General features: G+C 36.4%; 16 protein-coding genes. 11 read left to right on the top strand and 5 right to left on the bottom strand.

Annotated features, from left to right (window positions below):
* Positions 1–82 precede the first annotated feature (82 nt).
* The 4 genes from sdhC to AC1DMU_RS04010 all read left to right on the top strand — a co-directional run bounded on the left by sdhC (position 83) and on the right by AC1DMU_RS04010 (position 3810).
* On the top strand, positions 83–709 hold the full coding sequence (gene sdhC, locus AC1DMU_RS04025) for a succinate dehydrogenase cytochrome B558 (protein ID WP_000678354.1): 627 nt from the start codon (positions 83–85) through the stop codon (positions 707–709).
* 13 nt (positions 710–722) lie between these two features.
* On the top strand, positions 723–2516 hold the full coding sequence (gene sdhA, locus AC1DMU_RS04020; protein ID WP_000676749.1) for a succinate dehydrogenase flavoprotein subunit: 1794 nt from the start codon (positions 723–725) through the stop codon (positions 2514–2516).
* Complete coding sequence (gene sdhB, locus AC1DMU_RS04015) at positions 2509–3270, top strand: succinate dehydrogenase iron-sulfur subunit (protein ID WP_001291827.1); 762 nt, start codon at positions 2509–2511, stop codon at positions 3268–3270. Before sdhA ends, sdhB begins: the two co-directional genes overlap by 8 nt.
* Positions 3271–3363: 93 nt before the next feature.
* Positions 3364–3810, top strand: coding sequence for an acyl-CoA thioesterase (locus AC1DMU_RS04010; RefSeq protein WP_000822749.1), 447 nt, complete (start codon positions 3364–3366; stop codon positions 3808–3810).
* Positions 3811–3846: 36 nt separating this feature from the next.
* On the opposite strand, the gene AC1DMU_RS04005 is transcribed toward AC1DMU_RS04010, so the two are convergent.
* Positions 3847–4626: a M15 family metallopeptidase gene (locus AC1DMU_RS04005; protein WP_048541274.1), complete on the bottom strand. Its 780-nt coding sequence runs from the start codon at positions 4624–4626 to the stop codon at positions 3847–3849.
* A gap of 265 nt (positions 4627–4891) precedes the next feature.
* Between AC1DMU_RS04005 and motA the strand changes: the two genes are divergently transcribed.
* The gene (gene motA / locus AC1DMU_RS04000) at positions 4892–5686 is read left to right on the top strand and encodes a flagellar motor stator protein MotA (RefSeq protein ID WP_060488187.1); all 795 of its coding nucleotides are present in this window, start codon (positions 4892–4894) and stop codon (positions 5684–5686) included.
* Positions 5676–6464, top strand: coding sequence for a flagellar motor protein MotB (gene motB, locus AC1DMU_RS03995; RefSeq protein ID WP_001256743.1), 789 nt, complete (start codon positions 5676–5678; stop codon positions 6462–6464). The genes motA and motB overlap by 11 nt, the downstream gene beginning before the upstream one ends.
* 24 nt (positions 6465–6488) lie before the next feature.
* Here motB and AC1DMU_RS03990 read toward each other — a convergent pair whose 3' ends face one another.
* Positions 6489–7316, bottom strand: coding sequence for a 5'-nucleotidase, lipoprotein e(P4) family (locus tag AC1DMU_RS03990; RefSeq protein WP_000782761.1), 828 nt, complete (start codon positions 7314–7316; stop codon positions 6489–6491).
* Between the two features lie 342 nt (positions 7317–7658).
* Between AC1DMU_RS03990 and AC1DMU_RS03985 the strand changes: the two genes are divergently transcribed.
* From AC1DMU_RS03985 to AC1DMU_RS03975, 3 genes are all read left to right on the top strand, one after another.
* Positions 7659–8543 (top strand): ABC transporter ATP-binding protein, encoded by an 885-nt coding sequence (locus AC1DMU_RS03985; RefSeq protein ID WP_137014411.1) that lies wholly within the window; start codon positions 7659–7661, stop codon positions 8541–8543.
* A 2-nt stretch (positions 8544–8545) separates the two neighbouring features.
* Positions 8546–9769, top strand: a complete 1224-nt coding sequence (locus AC1DMU_RS03980) for an ABC transporter permease (RefSeq protein ID WP_001224961.1) — start codon at positions 8546–8548, stop codon at positions 9767–9769.
* 118 nt (positions 9770–9887) lie between these two features.
* Positions 9888–10319 (top strand): Rrf2 family transcriptional regulator, encoded by a 432-nt coding sequence (locus AC1DMU_RS03975; RefSeq protein ID WP_000512998.1) that lies wholly within the window; start codon positions 9888–9890, stop codon positions 10317–10319.
* 60 nt (positions 10320–10379) lie between these two features.
* Here the strand turns inward: AC1DMU_RS03975 and AC1DMU_RS03970 are convergent, their stop codons facing one another.
* Both AC1DMU_RS03970 and AC1DMU_RS03965 read right to left on the bottom strand, forming a co-directional pair.
* Positions 10380–11045, bottom strand: a complete 666-nt coding sequence (locus tag AC1DMU_RS03970) for an MIP/aquaporin family protein (RefSeq protein ID WP_000913204.1) — start codon at positions 11043–11045, stop codon at positions 10380–10382.
* A 142-nt stretch (positions 11046–11187) separates the two neighbouring features.
* The gene (locus AC1DMU_RS03965) at positions 11188–12153 is read right to left on the bottom strand and encodes a DMT family transporter (RefSeq protein ID WP_048541288.1); all 966 of its coding nucleotides are present in this window, start codon (positions 12151–12153) and stop codon (positions 11188–11190) included.
* Between the two features lie 100 nt (positions 12154–12253).
* On the opposite strand from AC1DMU_RS03965, the gene AC1DMU_RS03960 reads away from it, so the two are divergent.
* Entirely contained in the window at positions 12254–12826 is a 573-nt protein-coding gene (locus AC1DMU_RS03960) for a helix-turn-helix domain-containing protein (protein WP_000658052.1), read from the top strand.
* Between the two features lie 65 nt (positions 12827–12891).
* Here the strand turns inward: AC1DMU_RS03960 and AC1DMU_RS03955 are convergent, their stop codons facing one another.
* Positions 12892–13077 (bottom strand): PspC domain-containing protein, encoded by a 186-nt coding sequence (locus AC1DMU_RS03955; protein WP_000044335.1) that lies wholly within the window; start codon positions 13075–13077, stop codon positions 12892–12894.
* A 331-nt stretch (positions 13078–13408) separates the two neighbouring features.
* Here AC1DMU_RS03955 and AC1DMU_RS03950 point away from each other — a divergent pair, with 331 nt between their 5' ends.
* Complete coding sequence (locus AC1DMU_RS03950) at positions 13409–14650, top strand: amidohydrolase family protein (RefSeq protein ID WP_075312488.1); 1242 nt, start codon at positions 13409–13411, stop codon at positions 14648–14650.
* Positions 14651–14741: the final 91 nt, after the last annotated feature.

Raw genomic sequence — 14741 nt, 5'->3', positions numbered from 1 at the left:
TCTTATGCCAATAGTGAAAAAACATTATTGTTGTAAATTAATCTGAAAACAGCAGTCAAACATTCAAGGGGGTAATGGGGACATGAAAGGCCGCGAGTATACGTTTCGTAAGTGGCACTCATTAATGGGGGTCATCCCGGTTGGTGTCTTTTTGACGCAACATCTAATTGTAAACAACTTTGCAACAAGAGGAGCAGAGGCTTTTAACAAAGCTGCAGGCTTTATGGAGCTCCTTCCATTCCGGTATGCGCTAGAGATTTTCATCATCTTTTTACCGATACTGTACCATGCTATATATGGCTTATATATTGCATTTACAGCTAAGAACAATGCGGTTTCTTACGGTTATTTCCGTAACTGGATGTTCGTCTTCCAAAGAATTTCAGGTATCGTTACACTGATTTTCATTTCTTGGCACGTCTGGGAAACTCGTATTCAAGCAATGCTAGGTAAAGAGGTAAACTATGATATGATGGCAGATATTTTAAACAATCCAGCTATGTTTGCATTCTACTTAGTTGGTGTTGTTTCAACAATTTTCCACTTTGCAAATGGACTATGGACATTCTGCATAAGCTGGGGAATTACAGTATCTCCACGTTCACAAAGAATCTCTACTTATGTAACATTAGCTATTTTCTTAGGTCTATCTTATGTAGGTGTGAGTGCATTATTAGCGTTCATCGATCCACAGCTAGCAAACCAGTAAGGAGTGGGAGAGCATGAAAGGGAAACTTATAGTAGTCGGCGGTGGCTTGGCCGGCTTAATGGCAACGATTAAAGCGGCGGAAGCAGGAGTAAATGTTGAACTATTTTCTTTAGTACCAGTAAAACGTTCACATTCTGTATGTGCCCAAGGTGGAATTAACGGTGCCGTAAATACGAAAGGTGAAGGGGATTCTCCATGGATCCACTTTGACGATACAATTTATGGTGGGGACTTCTTAGCGAACCAACCGCCAGTTAAAGCAATGTGTGAAGCAGCACCTGGTATCATTCATTTAATGGACCGTATGGGTGTTATGTTCAACCGTACGGAAGAAGGGCTTCTTGATTTCCGTCGTTTTGGTGGAACACAACATCACCGTACAGCATTTGCTGGTGCAACAACTGGACAGCAATTACTATACGCATTAGATGAGCAAGTACGTCGTCACGAAGTAGCAGGACTTGTAACGAAATATGAAGGTTGGGATTTCTTACGAGCTGTTGTTGATGACGAAGGTGTGTGCCGAGGAATCGTTGCACAAGACTTACAAACAATGGAGATTAAAAGTTTCCAAGCTGATGCCGTGATTATGGCAACAGGGGGCCCTGGTATCATCTTTGGAAAATCAACTAACTCTATTATTAATACAGGTACAGCAGCTTCTGCTGTATATCAACAAGGTGCATATTATGCAAACGGCGAGTTCATTCAAATTCATCCAACGGCAATTCCTGGAGACGATAAATTACGTCTTATGAGTGAATCTGCACGTGGTGAAGGTGGCCGAGTTTGGACATATAAAGATGGTAAACCATGGTACTTCCTAGAAGAAAAATATCCGGCTTACGGAAACCTTGTACCTCGTGATATTGCAACGCGTGAAATCTTTGACGTTTGCGTAGAGCAAAAACTAGGTATTAACGGTGAAAACATGGTGTACTTAGATCTTTCTCATAAAGATCCGAAAGAACTAGATATTAAACTTGGTGGAATTATTGAAATCTATGAGAAGTTTACAGGTGATGATCCTCGTAAACTACCAATGAAAATCTTCCCAGCAGTTCACTATTCAATGGGCGGACTATGGGTTGATTATAAGCAGATGACAAGTATTCCAGGTTTATTTGCAGCAGGTGAGTGTGATTATTCTATGCACGGTGGTAACCGTCTAGGTGCGAACTCACTATTATCAGCAATTTACGGTGGTATGGTAGCAGGACCGAACGCGATTGAGTATATGAAAGGTCTTTCTAAATCGTCTGATGCTGTTTCATCTACTGTATATGAGCAAAATGAATTAATCGAAACAGAGAAATTTAACAATATTTTAACGCTTGATGGTAACGAAAATGCATATGTTCTTCATAAAGAGCTTGGAGAATGGATGACAGATAACGTTACAGTAGTTCGTGAAAATAAAAAGCTACTAGAAACTGATGCGAAAATTGAAGAGTTAATGGCGCGTTACAAACGCATTAACATTAACGATACAGCGAGATGGAGTAACCAAGGTGCTTCATTTACACGCCAACTTGCAAATATGTTTGAGTTAGCACGTGTTATTACAATTGGCGCATATAACCGTAATGAGAGCCGCGGGGCGCATTACAAACCTGAATTCCCAAATCGTGATGATGCAAACTTCTTAAAAACTACGATGGCGAAATTTGAAGGAGAAGGAAATGCACCAGCATTCCATTACGAAGAAGTGGATGTTTCATTAATTAAACCACGTAAACGTGACTATTCCTCAAAACATGATGTAGCTGCTAAGGGTGAAGAGAAGGGGGATAAGCAACATGTCTGAGAAAACAATCCGCCTCATCATTACGAGACAAGATGGACCAGACGCTCAAGCGTTTGACCAAGAGTTTGAAATTCCATATCGTCCAAATATGAACATTATTTCGGCACTGATGGAAATTCGTCGTAATCCTGTTGATTCAAAAGGAAACCAAACGACTCCGATTGCATGGGATATGAACTGTTTAGAGGAAGTATGTGGCGCATGTTCGATGGTGATTAACGGAAAACCACGTCAATCATGTACAGCTCTTATTGATCAGTTAGAACAACCAATTCGCTTAAAGCCGATGAAGACATTCCCAGTTGTACGTGACTTACAAGTTGACCGTAGTCGCATGTTTAACGCTCTAAAACGCGTTAAAGCTTGGATTCCAATTGATGGTACGTATGACTTAGGACCAGGACCAAGAATGCCTGAGAAGAAACGTCAATGGGCTTATGAGCTTTCAAAATGTATGACATGTGGTGTTTGCTTAGAATCATGTCCAAACGTAAATAGTAAATCTGACTTTATTGGACCAGCACCGTTATCACAAGCTCGTTTATTCAACTCACATCCAACGGGTGAAATGCATAAAGCAGATCGCTTACGTGCAATTATGGGAGATGGAGGACTTGCAAACTGTGGTAACTCTCAAAACTGTGTGCAATCATGTCCGAAGGGTATTCCATTAACAACTTCAATTGCGGCATTAAACCGTGATACAACAATTCAATCGTTTAAAGATTTCTTTGGTAGCGACAATAACTATTAATAAATATTGCCTCTTCATGTTGAAGAGGCAATATTTATAACTTTATTTTTCTGTTTATTCTGTTTATTTTGAAGGCGAAAAGGAGAGGAAACAATGAAGAGGATTTCTTATATTGAAGACTTTGAGCGATGGGAAAGTGGTTTTTCATTTTACAATCCTGTAAAAGTTCGTTTTGGTGAAGTAGATATGTTTGGGCATGTAAATAATGTCGTTGCCTTTACCTATTTTGAAGAAGCACGTATCGCATTGTTTAAAGAACTTGGATTTATGCAAGAATGGACGCATGAATCTTCAGAAACGATGATCGTTGTTGCAGATTTACAATGTAATTTTATTAAGCAAATATATTTTGATGAACAGTTGAAGGTGTATGTAAAAGCGGGATCGGTTGGGAATTCTTCTTTAGATTTGCATTACATGGTGAAGAATGCAGAAGGAGAAGCATGTTTAGTCGGCCGTGGAATGATGGTTCAAGCATCGAAAAAAACGGGAAAAGGCGAACCGTGGCCTGAAGAATGGAAGAAAAAATTACTACAATGATAGAGTGAAAGAAAAATAAGAGAGCAATTTGCTCTCTTATTTTTTGTCTTTCATTGCTTCTTCTAATGTTAAATGATGTTTATATATGTATGTAGCGTATGGATTACCAACGTAGCGCAAATGCCACGGTTCATATGAATATTCTGTTGTTTCTGTTTTATCTTCTAAATAACGAATTACAAAGCCAAATTCATGGGCATGTTTTGCAACCCATTTTCCTTCGGCTGTCTCTCCAAAAATAGGTTCTAATTGGAATTTAGCAGATTTTGAACTAATATCCATTGCTAAACCAGTTTGATGTTCACTCGTACCAGGAATGGCACTTACTGAATCAGCTTCAGCTTTTCCTTGACGTCTAACGTATGTATCATGTAATGATTTTTGGCGTTTGTATGAACGATAACCAGATACAGCTGTAAGTTCAAGTCCTTCTTTCTTTGCCGCTTCAAACATATTTTCAAGCGCATCTGCAGCATCTTTACGCAGCAATGTTTTTTCTTTATCTTTTGGACTAGTAAATGGTACGTTTGGTCTTGTTAAGTCTTCAGGTATGTATCCGTCTGGTAGTTTTCGATGTTTATTAACTAAGACAAGATTAGACTCTGGATTTGTTACAACGGAAAAATCATTTTCTAGCTTCTTTGCAGTATGATCAGCTTTTGGAAAAGCAGGAATCTCTTCTTTTTGGTGATTACTATGCTGTTGACTTTCGACAGCTTTCGCCTCATTTTGTAGTGGTGATTTAGAACTAAAGTAAGCGAAAGAAGTGATACCGATTACAATAGTAGTGGCAGAAATAATGATTATCTTTTTCATGATACCTTGTAATCACAGTCCTTTCTTAATAAAATATGTATCGTTTTTTATTATAAGTCTAGTTTACTGAAAAAGAAATATAAGAGTCGTAACGTAATAGAAATGCAAAGAAAATGTCAGAAAATGTGTGAAATTGTAGTATTTTTTCATTTAATTCATTTCTTATCTTTCATGAAATGAATTTTTTATGTAATATATATACATAAGAAGATGTAGCGATTATCGAGAATAAAGAACTTCTTGTATAGACTAGGAGTGAATGGGAATGGATTTTGCAACAATTATTGGACTTATTTTAGGATTTGTAGCGGTAGTAGTAGGGATGGTCGTCAAGGGCGCTGACATAAATGCCTTATTGAATCCTGCCGCAGCATTAATTATTTTTATCGGTACATTTGCTGCAGTATGTATAGCATTTCCGATGAATCAACTAAAAAGGGTTCCAAAATTATTTAAAGTTCTTTTTGGTTCAAATAAAAAGGATTTAAGTTATGAACAGTTGCTAGAATTATTTGTTCATTGGACATCAGAAAGTAGAAAATACGGTATTTTGTCTTTAGAGCAACAATTAGACAAAATTCAAGATGAATTTCTTTTGCGTGGTATGAAATTTGTGATTGATGGCGTATCCGCAGAAGATCTAGAACAGATTTTAGAAGCTGAATTAGAAGCAATTGAAGAAAGGCATGCAAAAGGAGCGGCAATTTTTTCTCAAGCTGGTACATATGCACCGACATTAGGGGTTTTAGGTGCTGTTATTGGTCTTGTAGCTGCACTTGGCAATTTAACTGATATTGAAAAGTTAGGTCACGCTATTTCGGGTGCTTTTATTGCAACGATTTTCGGTATTTTTTCAGGCTATGTATTATGGCATCCATTTGCAAATAAACTAAAGCAAAAATCTGCAGCTGAATTAGAGAAAAAACGTTTAATTATTGATTGTTTATTAATGTTACAAGAGGGTACATATCCGTTTATTATGAAGAACCGCATTTTAGGTGCACTTTCTGCAACTGAACGTAAAAAGCTAGAAAAAGGAGCAGAAAAAAATGCGGAGTAAAAAAAATAGAAGAGGTAAAAAGAAAAAACACGAAGAACATATCGATGAAACTTGGTTAATCCCTTATTCTGATATGTTAACGTTGTTATTTGCATTGTTCATCGTTTTATTTGCGATGAGTAGTATAGATGCTGCGAAGTTCAAACAGATGGCAGTAGCATTTCGAAGCGAATTAGCAGGTGGAACAGGAAATAAAGAGTTTTTAAGTGATCAGAAGCCAAATGATGAAAAGGAATTATCAGCAAGTAGCCTTGAGGCAGAACAAGCAAAAAAACAAGAAGAAGCTAGAGAAAAAGAAAAAAAAGAAATGGATGAATTGAAAGCATTACAAAAAAAGATTGATCAATATATTAATGAGAAACAATTATCCTCTTCTTTTCAAACTAAATTAACTGAAAAGGGATTAATGGTGACAATATTAGAGAATGTGCTGTTTGATTCGGGGAAAGCAGATGTGAAGTTAGAATCACTAGGGATTGCAAAAGAGATGTCTAGCTTACTTGTTTCAGCGTCACCTCGTGAGATTACAGTATCTGGTCATACGGATAATGTCCCTATTGCCAATGCGCAGTTTGCATCGAACTGGGAATTAAGTACGCAGCGTGCAGTTAATTTTATGCAAGTATTACTCCAAAATAAAGAATTACAACCAGAAAAATTTAGTGCGATTGGTTACGGAGAATACCGTTCAATTGCTCCAAACGATACACAAGAAGGAAAGGCGAAGAATAGGCGTGTGGAAGTGTTTATCTTGCCTTTAACAGAGAAGGGAAAATAAAGAGGATGGCGAATGCCATCCTCTTTATTTTGCATCAAATGATTTTAAGTTGTCGCGACGGATTTTATCTTTTTCAGCATCTGATTTTTTGAAATCATAATCATATAAAGCGCCTTCCCAATCGCCATACATCGGATTCGGGAAAATAATAAATTTCTCACCAAATTGTTCTTTTGAATCTGCAACTGTTTGATTGCGATCTTTTACAGATTTCCCATCAAAACCAGTGAAATCAGATAAGTTATCACCGAAGAATAAGACGATATCATGTGTTTGCGAAACGAGTTCACGGCGTTTTTCTTTTCCTTTTTCTTTCGGATCTTGTAGTAATATATGTTCTTTCGTTGCTTGAGGAGCACCTACACGCTCAAGATTTTTAATTGTTGCATCTAGTTGGTTCGTTTTACGATTTGAGATGTAATAAATATCTACACCTTTAGATTCTGTATATTTTAAGAAATCAATTGCGCCTGGAAGGGCTTCAGCTTCAGCCTTATTAATCCAGTCATCCCATTTATACGGATAGCCTTTTCCTGTTTTTACGCTCATTGCTTGATGAGGACTGTTGTCTAAAACCGTTTCATCTAAATCAAGTACGATAGCAGGTTTTTTCTCTGTCCCTTTTGCAAGAGCTGCATCAAGCTTCAATTGACCGATATTGTATCCTTGGTAGTAAAGTGCTTTCGTTTCACCGGCTGTTTGATACCATAAATCAGCCATTAATTGCTGTTCTGTTAATTTTACTTTTTCTTCTTTTGCCACTGTTTTCTCTGGTGTTCCTGAACATGCTACAAGCGATGTAGATAGAACCGCTACAGATAATAAAGTGGTAATACCCCTCTTCATCTTCATATGTATCCTCCTTGATGTTAGAAAATCATCTTATATTATATATTAAAATATAAAAATTTTTTATGAACATTTGCATATTGTCTTTTGTATATATAGTAGTATGTCCTATATTAGAAAGATGAGAAAAATAATGGAAATCATTTTGACAACTTTTATTGTCTAAATGACAATTATAATTGACAAATGACATGATATTATTTACAATTTTAACTAAATAGAACAAATGATGGATTAAGGAGATGTTACATACTAAGAGGATGAAGTGTAGTGCTATATTTTATCCTGAATAAACATAGTCTTTGAGAGAGAGTATGAATGATATTAAAGGGGAGGCTTTATACTTTGAGTTTACAAATTCAGAACTTAACGAAACTATTTGGGGAATCAAAAGCAGTGAACGGTTTGCAAATTTCGTTACCAAAAGGTGAAGTGCTAGGATTACTTGGACGAAATGGTGCAGGAAAAACAACGACAATCAAAATGCTTCTCGGATTATTAACGCCTAATGAAGGATCTATTACATGGGATGGAAAATCATTTGGGACTAGTGGGGTAACGATTGGGTATTTACCAGAAGAAAGAGGTTTATATACAAAAAGTAGAGTAATAGACCAGTTGCGATATTTTGGTAGATTAGAAGGAATGTCGAAAAAAGAAGTAGATCTTGCTATTGATCACTGGTTAGAGCGATTAGCAATACCGGAATATAAATTTAAAACGGCAGGAGAGCTTTCAAAAGGAAATCAGCAAAAAATCCAATTAATTGCTGCTCTTCTTCATAATCCTGAACTTCTCATTTTAGATGAACCATTTAGTGGACTGGATCCAGTTAATGCTGGAATGTTAGCTAGCATTATTGAAGAACAAGTACAGAGCGGAAAGACAATTATTTTATCTAGTCATCGTATGGAACAAGTAGAGGCTTTTTGCCAACATGTATGTATTTTGAAAAAAGGCGAAGCAGTCGTAAAAGGCCAGTTAAGTGATATTAAAAAAGAGTACGGTTTCCGTAATTTAACGATTGAAGATACAGAAGAGAATGCGAAGGGATTAGAAGCTATTCATGTATCGTATGAAAAACAACAAGGCCTTCTTTATGTGCAAGTACAAGATGATGCAGAAGCTCTAAAGATTTTACAACAGTTGCAAGAACAAGGTGTTACCTTACGACAATTTAAAATGTTAGAGCCGACGTTAAACGAAATCTTTGTAGAGAGGGCGAAATAACGATGCGTAAATTTTCTCACGTATTTTCATTTTATTTCAGGGAAGCATTTTTATCTAAAAAATCATTAATCATGAGCGCGATTTTATTTTTAATTGTTTTTGGGATTTTTGCGTTCAATCATTTTACTTCAAGTAATGATAAAAATAAGGATAAAGATAAAATTGCAGTTGTGACAGAGAGTTCTACATATAAAATACAAAAAGAAGAGTTAACTAAGTTATTACCATCAGCTAAATTAACAATTGGTTCAAAAGAAGATTTCAATAAACTGCATAAACAAGTAGAAGAAGGCGAGTTAGACGGTTTGTTTCGTGTAACTGAAAAGAATGGAGTTCCAGAAGTCACGTATATGTTTAATGGGTTCGCTAGTGAAACAAATTCTACAATTATAGCTAGTTATTTAAAGGGAAAATATATGGCGGTAACAGTTGCTAAACATAATGTTTCACCAGAAATTGCACAACAATTGCAAACCGAAATTTCTGTGAAACAAGAAGCAATAAAAGATCGTTCTGCCTCTGCCGGAATTGCATATTTCTTCATATTCGCTTTATATATGTTTATTGTTGCGTTCGGAAGCACAATTGCGATGAATATTGCTTCTGAAAAAGCTTCTCGCGTTATGGAAGTTATGATTCCGAAAGTAAAACCTCTTACGATGATGTATGCAAAAATTTTAGCGGTTGTTTCAACGGCGTTATTACAACTTGTCATATTGGCATGTGGTTATTTAGTTCCTTATTTACTAGGGTGGGTAGATTTAGAAAATGGTTCATTATTTGGCGTAATTGATGTTACAAAGTTAGATGCAAAAATAATCGGTATGTTCCTAATTTATTTTGTTACAGGATATTTCCTGTATGCGATGATGTATGCAGCTGCTGGTGCGGTTGTTTCTAAGACGGAGGATTTGCAAGGTGTAATGCTACCAATTTCAATTTTAATAATTGCAGCATTCTTTATAAGTCTTAAATCGTTAGGTGACCCAAATAGTACTATCGTTGTTATAAGCTCTTATGTTCCGTTCTTTACCCCGATGGTTACATTCTCACGCTTTGTAGCTGGTGAAACTGGTATGTTAGAAATTATGATAACATTGGCGGGGCTTTTAGCGACAATCGGTATTTTAAGTGCTGTTACAAGCCGCATTTACGTAAATGGCGTAATGAATTACTCAGATAAAGTGAAATTTAAAGATTTAGCGAAGTTTATAAAGCGTCAATAATGAGAGAAAAGTATGATTTCCTATTGGAATCATGCTTTTTCTTTATGTATAAATTAAAAATAGTATATAATAATAAGAGTCGTCTTTTAATAGAATGAATACAAAGGAGGGTGTGCAGATGGGGATTAGTAGTCGTTTTACAGTAGGTGTTCATATGTTAACGTTACTTGCGATAGATCGAAACTCTCGCTGTACCTCTGAATGGATTGCTGGTAGTGTGAATACAAATCCAGTTGTGATTCGTCGCATTACAGGAATGTTGAAGAGAGCAGGACTTGTTGATGTACAAGCTGGTAAAGGTGGTACGACACTTGCTCGTGATTTAGAAGAAATTACATTACTTGATGTATATAAAGCAGTGGAAGTTGTAGAAGAAGGACAACTATTTTCCTTCCATGAAAATCCCAACATTGAATGTCCAGTAGGAGCTAATATTCAATCAGTATTAGAAATTATTTTAATGCAAGCGCAAGAAGCGATGGAAAACGTACTTGCAAATGTAACGGTAGATCAATTAGTTACAAACTTAAAGTCTAAAATGAAAGAGTAAAAAAAGCGAGCAACCTCATAATGAGGGCTCGCCTTTTTTTATTCAGAAATATTGAAAATTCTATTTTTCAGTATTTAAAATGAATTTACCAACAATAGCTGCTACGATACCACCAAGAATTGGTGCTACGATGAATACCCATAGTTGAGAAAGTGCTTCTCCGCCAGCGAATAGAGCTGGTGCGATACTACGAGCTGGGTTAACAGAAGTTCCAGTTAACGGAATTCCTAATAAGTGAACTAAAACTAATGTGAAACCAATTACTAATCCTGCTAGAGAAGAACTTCCTTTTTTACCTGTTACAGCAACGATAACTAAAATGAATACGAAAGTTAAAATAAATTCAACTAGAAATGCTCCAGATAAACCAAGAGTTCCAAAACCATTTTGTCCTAAATTATCTAAAGGTGTTTTAGCAGAGCGTAAAATCGTTACTAACGTTGCAGTTCCTAATAAACCACCTAAAATTTGAGCTAATACATAATAACAAAGTTCCATAGCGTTCATTCTTTTGTTGATGAACATAGCTACTGATACTGCTGGGTTAATGTGACATCCAGAAATTGTTCCGATGCTATATGCCATAGCCACAATAGATAGACCGAAAGCCATAGCGATTCCTAATGTTCCAATTCCTTCAATTCCGCCGCCAATGACAGCTACTCCAGTTCCGAATAATACAAGTACAAATGTACCAATAAATTCAGCGATTGCTTTTTTTAACATAATTTACCTCCTAATATTGCGCATGAAACGTATTATAACATAGGTTTTAGTATAAACAGCTAATGAAATACTATTCTGATAAGGCGAAATAGGGGGACAATAAAAAAGAGTATAGTTCTTTGTTAGAGAACTATACTCTTTTTTATGCAGTTTTTTTCTGCTTAACGACTGGAGCAGAACGGTTTAAAACGCTATTTGCAACCATTCCTAACATAATAATAATCATTCCTAGTAGGGAAAGACCACCAGGAAATGAACCATTCAAGAAAACAATTTCGCCAAGCACGGTAAAGACCATCGTTCCAGCTTGCGTTGCTTCAACAGCTCCAAGTAGAGAGAGGTTATCTTTGGCTAAGTCAGTAGCAAAGAAAAATGTCATCGTCGCAATCACGCCAGAACATAAGGCTAACAAAAATCCTTGCAACATTTGGCTGGATGTTGGAATACCGGTAGTAGAAAATCCATATATACCAAGTAAAATTGTTATAGGTAGACTTCCTATTGCCATTCCTAATACACGTTGGAACGTATCAAGACGTCCGCCAACAAGTTCCATCATTTTTCGGTTGCCGAATGGATATAAGAAGGCTGCTACTACGACAGGTAAAAAACCTGAAATGAACTGAGTCATTGTAATATGACCTGCTGCAGTCGCTTGCATACAAATTACACCAAGTAAAATAAATAATGCGACATATAAACTACGAAGTGGAATTTTTCCGCGTACAAGTTTTGTGCCTGATTTCGTTTCTAATTTAACGAAGAATAATGGTGATAAAAGTAAACCTGCTAATATAGTAACTTGCCAAGTTCCAGCAACGAGCCAAGCTGGAGAAAAGACAGCTGCGAAACTTAATAAAGAATAGAAACCAATACCAGCAACGGAACCCCATCCGATCCACGCTAATGGATGTTTCTTTAATTCTTCCCATAAACCCCTTAAGTTTTTGCGAAATAAAACGATAAGGAATAAAATAGGGAGAGCAAATAAAAAACGGAAGGAAGCTGTCCAGGCCCAGCTCGTTCCAGATACATTCATCGCTCGATTAATAATAAAGGTTGCGGAAAAAAAGGCTGATGATAAAAGGCCTAATAAAATTGCGCGCATGAAGTATAGCACTCCTTTCGGAATTTGATAATTATGTATAGTATAATATACTTAAAAATAATAAAAGTAAACTATTTTATACTTTAAGGTGGTTTTATAGATGAAAGAACATGAAGATATGCAAACGAAAGAAGTCATTCAGCAAGTAGGTCAGCTGTTAAGACAAATTCGAAATGAACAAAAATTAAGTTTAGAAGAATTAGCCCAAAAAACAGGGGTTAGTAAATTAACATTAGGAAAGATTGAAAGAGGCGAAACGAATCCGACGTTAGCTGTCATTTGGAAAATAACGAAAGGGTTATCGATTCCTTTATCGAGATTGATGGTTGTTGGAGAACCTGTAGCTGTGGCGCGCTGCGGAGAAGGATTTGCAGTAGATGTAGGACAAGCATGGCATTTAGAAACGATGTTCCGCTATACGAAAGAAACGGGGATGGAAATGCACCGTGCTTGTTTAAGATCGAATAGTATATATGAACCAGAAGCTCATCATGAAGGTGCTATTGAGCTTGTAACAGTAATGAAAGGGAAAGTATCGATTCAAGTAGAAAGCGATGTATACGAATTAAATGAGTTTGACTCTATTCAATTTGAAGCGAATAAAAAACATAGTTATAGAAATGAAGAAGATGAAGTAGCAGTATTACATTTAACGATGAAATATTCTTCATAAAAAAATCACCTATAGAATTCTATAGGTGATTTTTTATATTTCGATTAAGTATATGCAGGATGCCACTAGTACGAACGTGGCATAAGTAATAAACAAATAAAATAAACTAAAAACCCCGTCCCAAAACATAAAATAGCAATGACCCAAAGTATGCGAATGAGAGTAGAGCTAATATCAAAATATTCCCCTAAACCACCACATATACCAAATAGCATTTTATCAGTTTCGGATTTACATAACCTTTTTGACATCTTCCAATCCACTCCTTTTTATCCCGCTTTAACGGGTAGTAAGAACTCCACCTAAAAATTCAGCGAAAGCAAAGAAGTTAGGTGGGGATTAACTGCCTGTAAAAGCCCGATTGGTTTAACTAATGATCAGTGGGGGGATGAACAACCCCCACTGATCAAAGTTTCACTTTATAGCAAGCTATATACTTCTATTCTATATGGAAATTTATGAGAAGACTATGCGGTTGTATTACATTTTTTTAGGGAACAGTCGTATTAATTGTCTTAATTTTCAGTTGATATTAAAATTATAGTAAGAGGTAACTTTTAATAAAGGGTGGGGGAAATAGAGATGACAGTATATTGGCTGACTAATGTAATGCTTGAATCGGGGTATACATATGAAGAGGGGAGAATTTCCCAAACAGAAACAGAGTTATGTAGTTTACTCATTGAAGATGGACGAATTAAAAAAATGATAGCAGGGGCTGTTCAAGAGGAAGGAGTATTAATTCTTGATGCTAATCGTTTATTGATTTTGCCAGCTTTCGAAGAGATGCATATTCATATTGATAAGACATATTATAGTGGCCCTTGGAAAGCTTGTATGCCAGCAGAGAATATTTTTACGCGTTTTAATGAAGAAGAAAAAATTCTGCCGAAGCAATTAGCAACTGCTCAAGATAGGGCGGAAAATATGTTAGCGTTATTGCTTCGAAATGGTGCAACGAATATAAGAACGCATTGTAATGTTGATCCGATTATTGGACTTGGTAATTTGGAGGCGACGTTAGCGGCGTTGGAAACATATAAAAATCAGGTTTCTGGTAGAATTGTTGCTTTTCCGCAACATGGATTATTGCGCAGTAATTCTGTACAACTTGTGAAAGATGCGATGCGTATGGGTGCGCATCTAGTCGGTGGAGTGGATCCAGCTACAGTGGATAATGATATTGAAAAATCATTACATACCATTATGGATATCGCAGTAGAATTTAATGCGGATGTTGATATTCATCTGCATGATGCGAATAATCTTGGGACGTTTACGATGAAGCGATTGGCAAGTTTAACAGAAGAAGCGGGATGGCAAGGTCGCGTAACAATTAGTCATGCACTTGGACTTGGTGGTGTTACGGATAAAGAAGTTGAAGAAGTGGCGGAAAGACTAGCTGCTTTAAATATTGATATTACTTCAACGGTGCCAATTGGGAAACAAGTAATCCCAATTCCGTTATTAGATAAAAAAGGTGTGAAAGTTTCATTAGGAAATGATAGTATTACTGATCATTGGTCACCGTTTGGCACAGGTGATATGCTGCAAAAGGCAAATCGATTAGCGGAACGTTTTGGGTGGAGTGACGAAAGGTCTTTAGGAAAAGCCCTTCACTTTATTACGGGAGGAAAAGAAACGTTAAACAATGAAGGGAAGCGAGCATGGCCGAATGTAGGAGATGAAGCGAGTTTTGTTTTGACGAATGCAACATGTACTGCTGAAGCGGTAGCGCGTCAAACAGAGAAACGTTTAGTCGTGCATAAAGGGAATATTGTTGTTGGAAGTTTAAATGAGGTGGAATTAAATAATCTTGTGTAAAAGAATCGTGTAAATGTTTTGAGGAGGGTTCTAATTGTGAGTGTAGAACCCTTCTTTGTTATGCTTGCAATATATTTCTTATAGGGAAGCT

The sequence above is a fragment of the Bacillus sp. 01N45 genome, assembly GCF_056399205.1.
The sequence above is the reverse complement of the archived record's forward strand: the minus strand, read 5'-3'. Positions and strand labels throughout refer to the sequence as shown.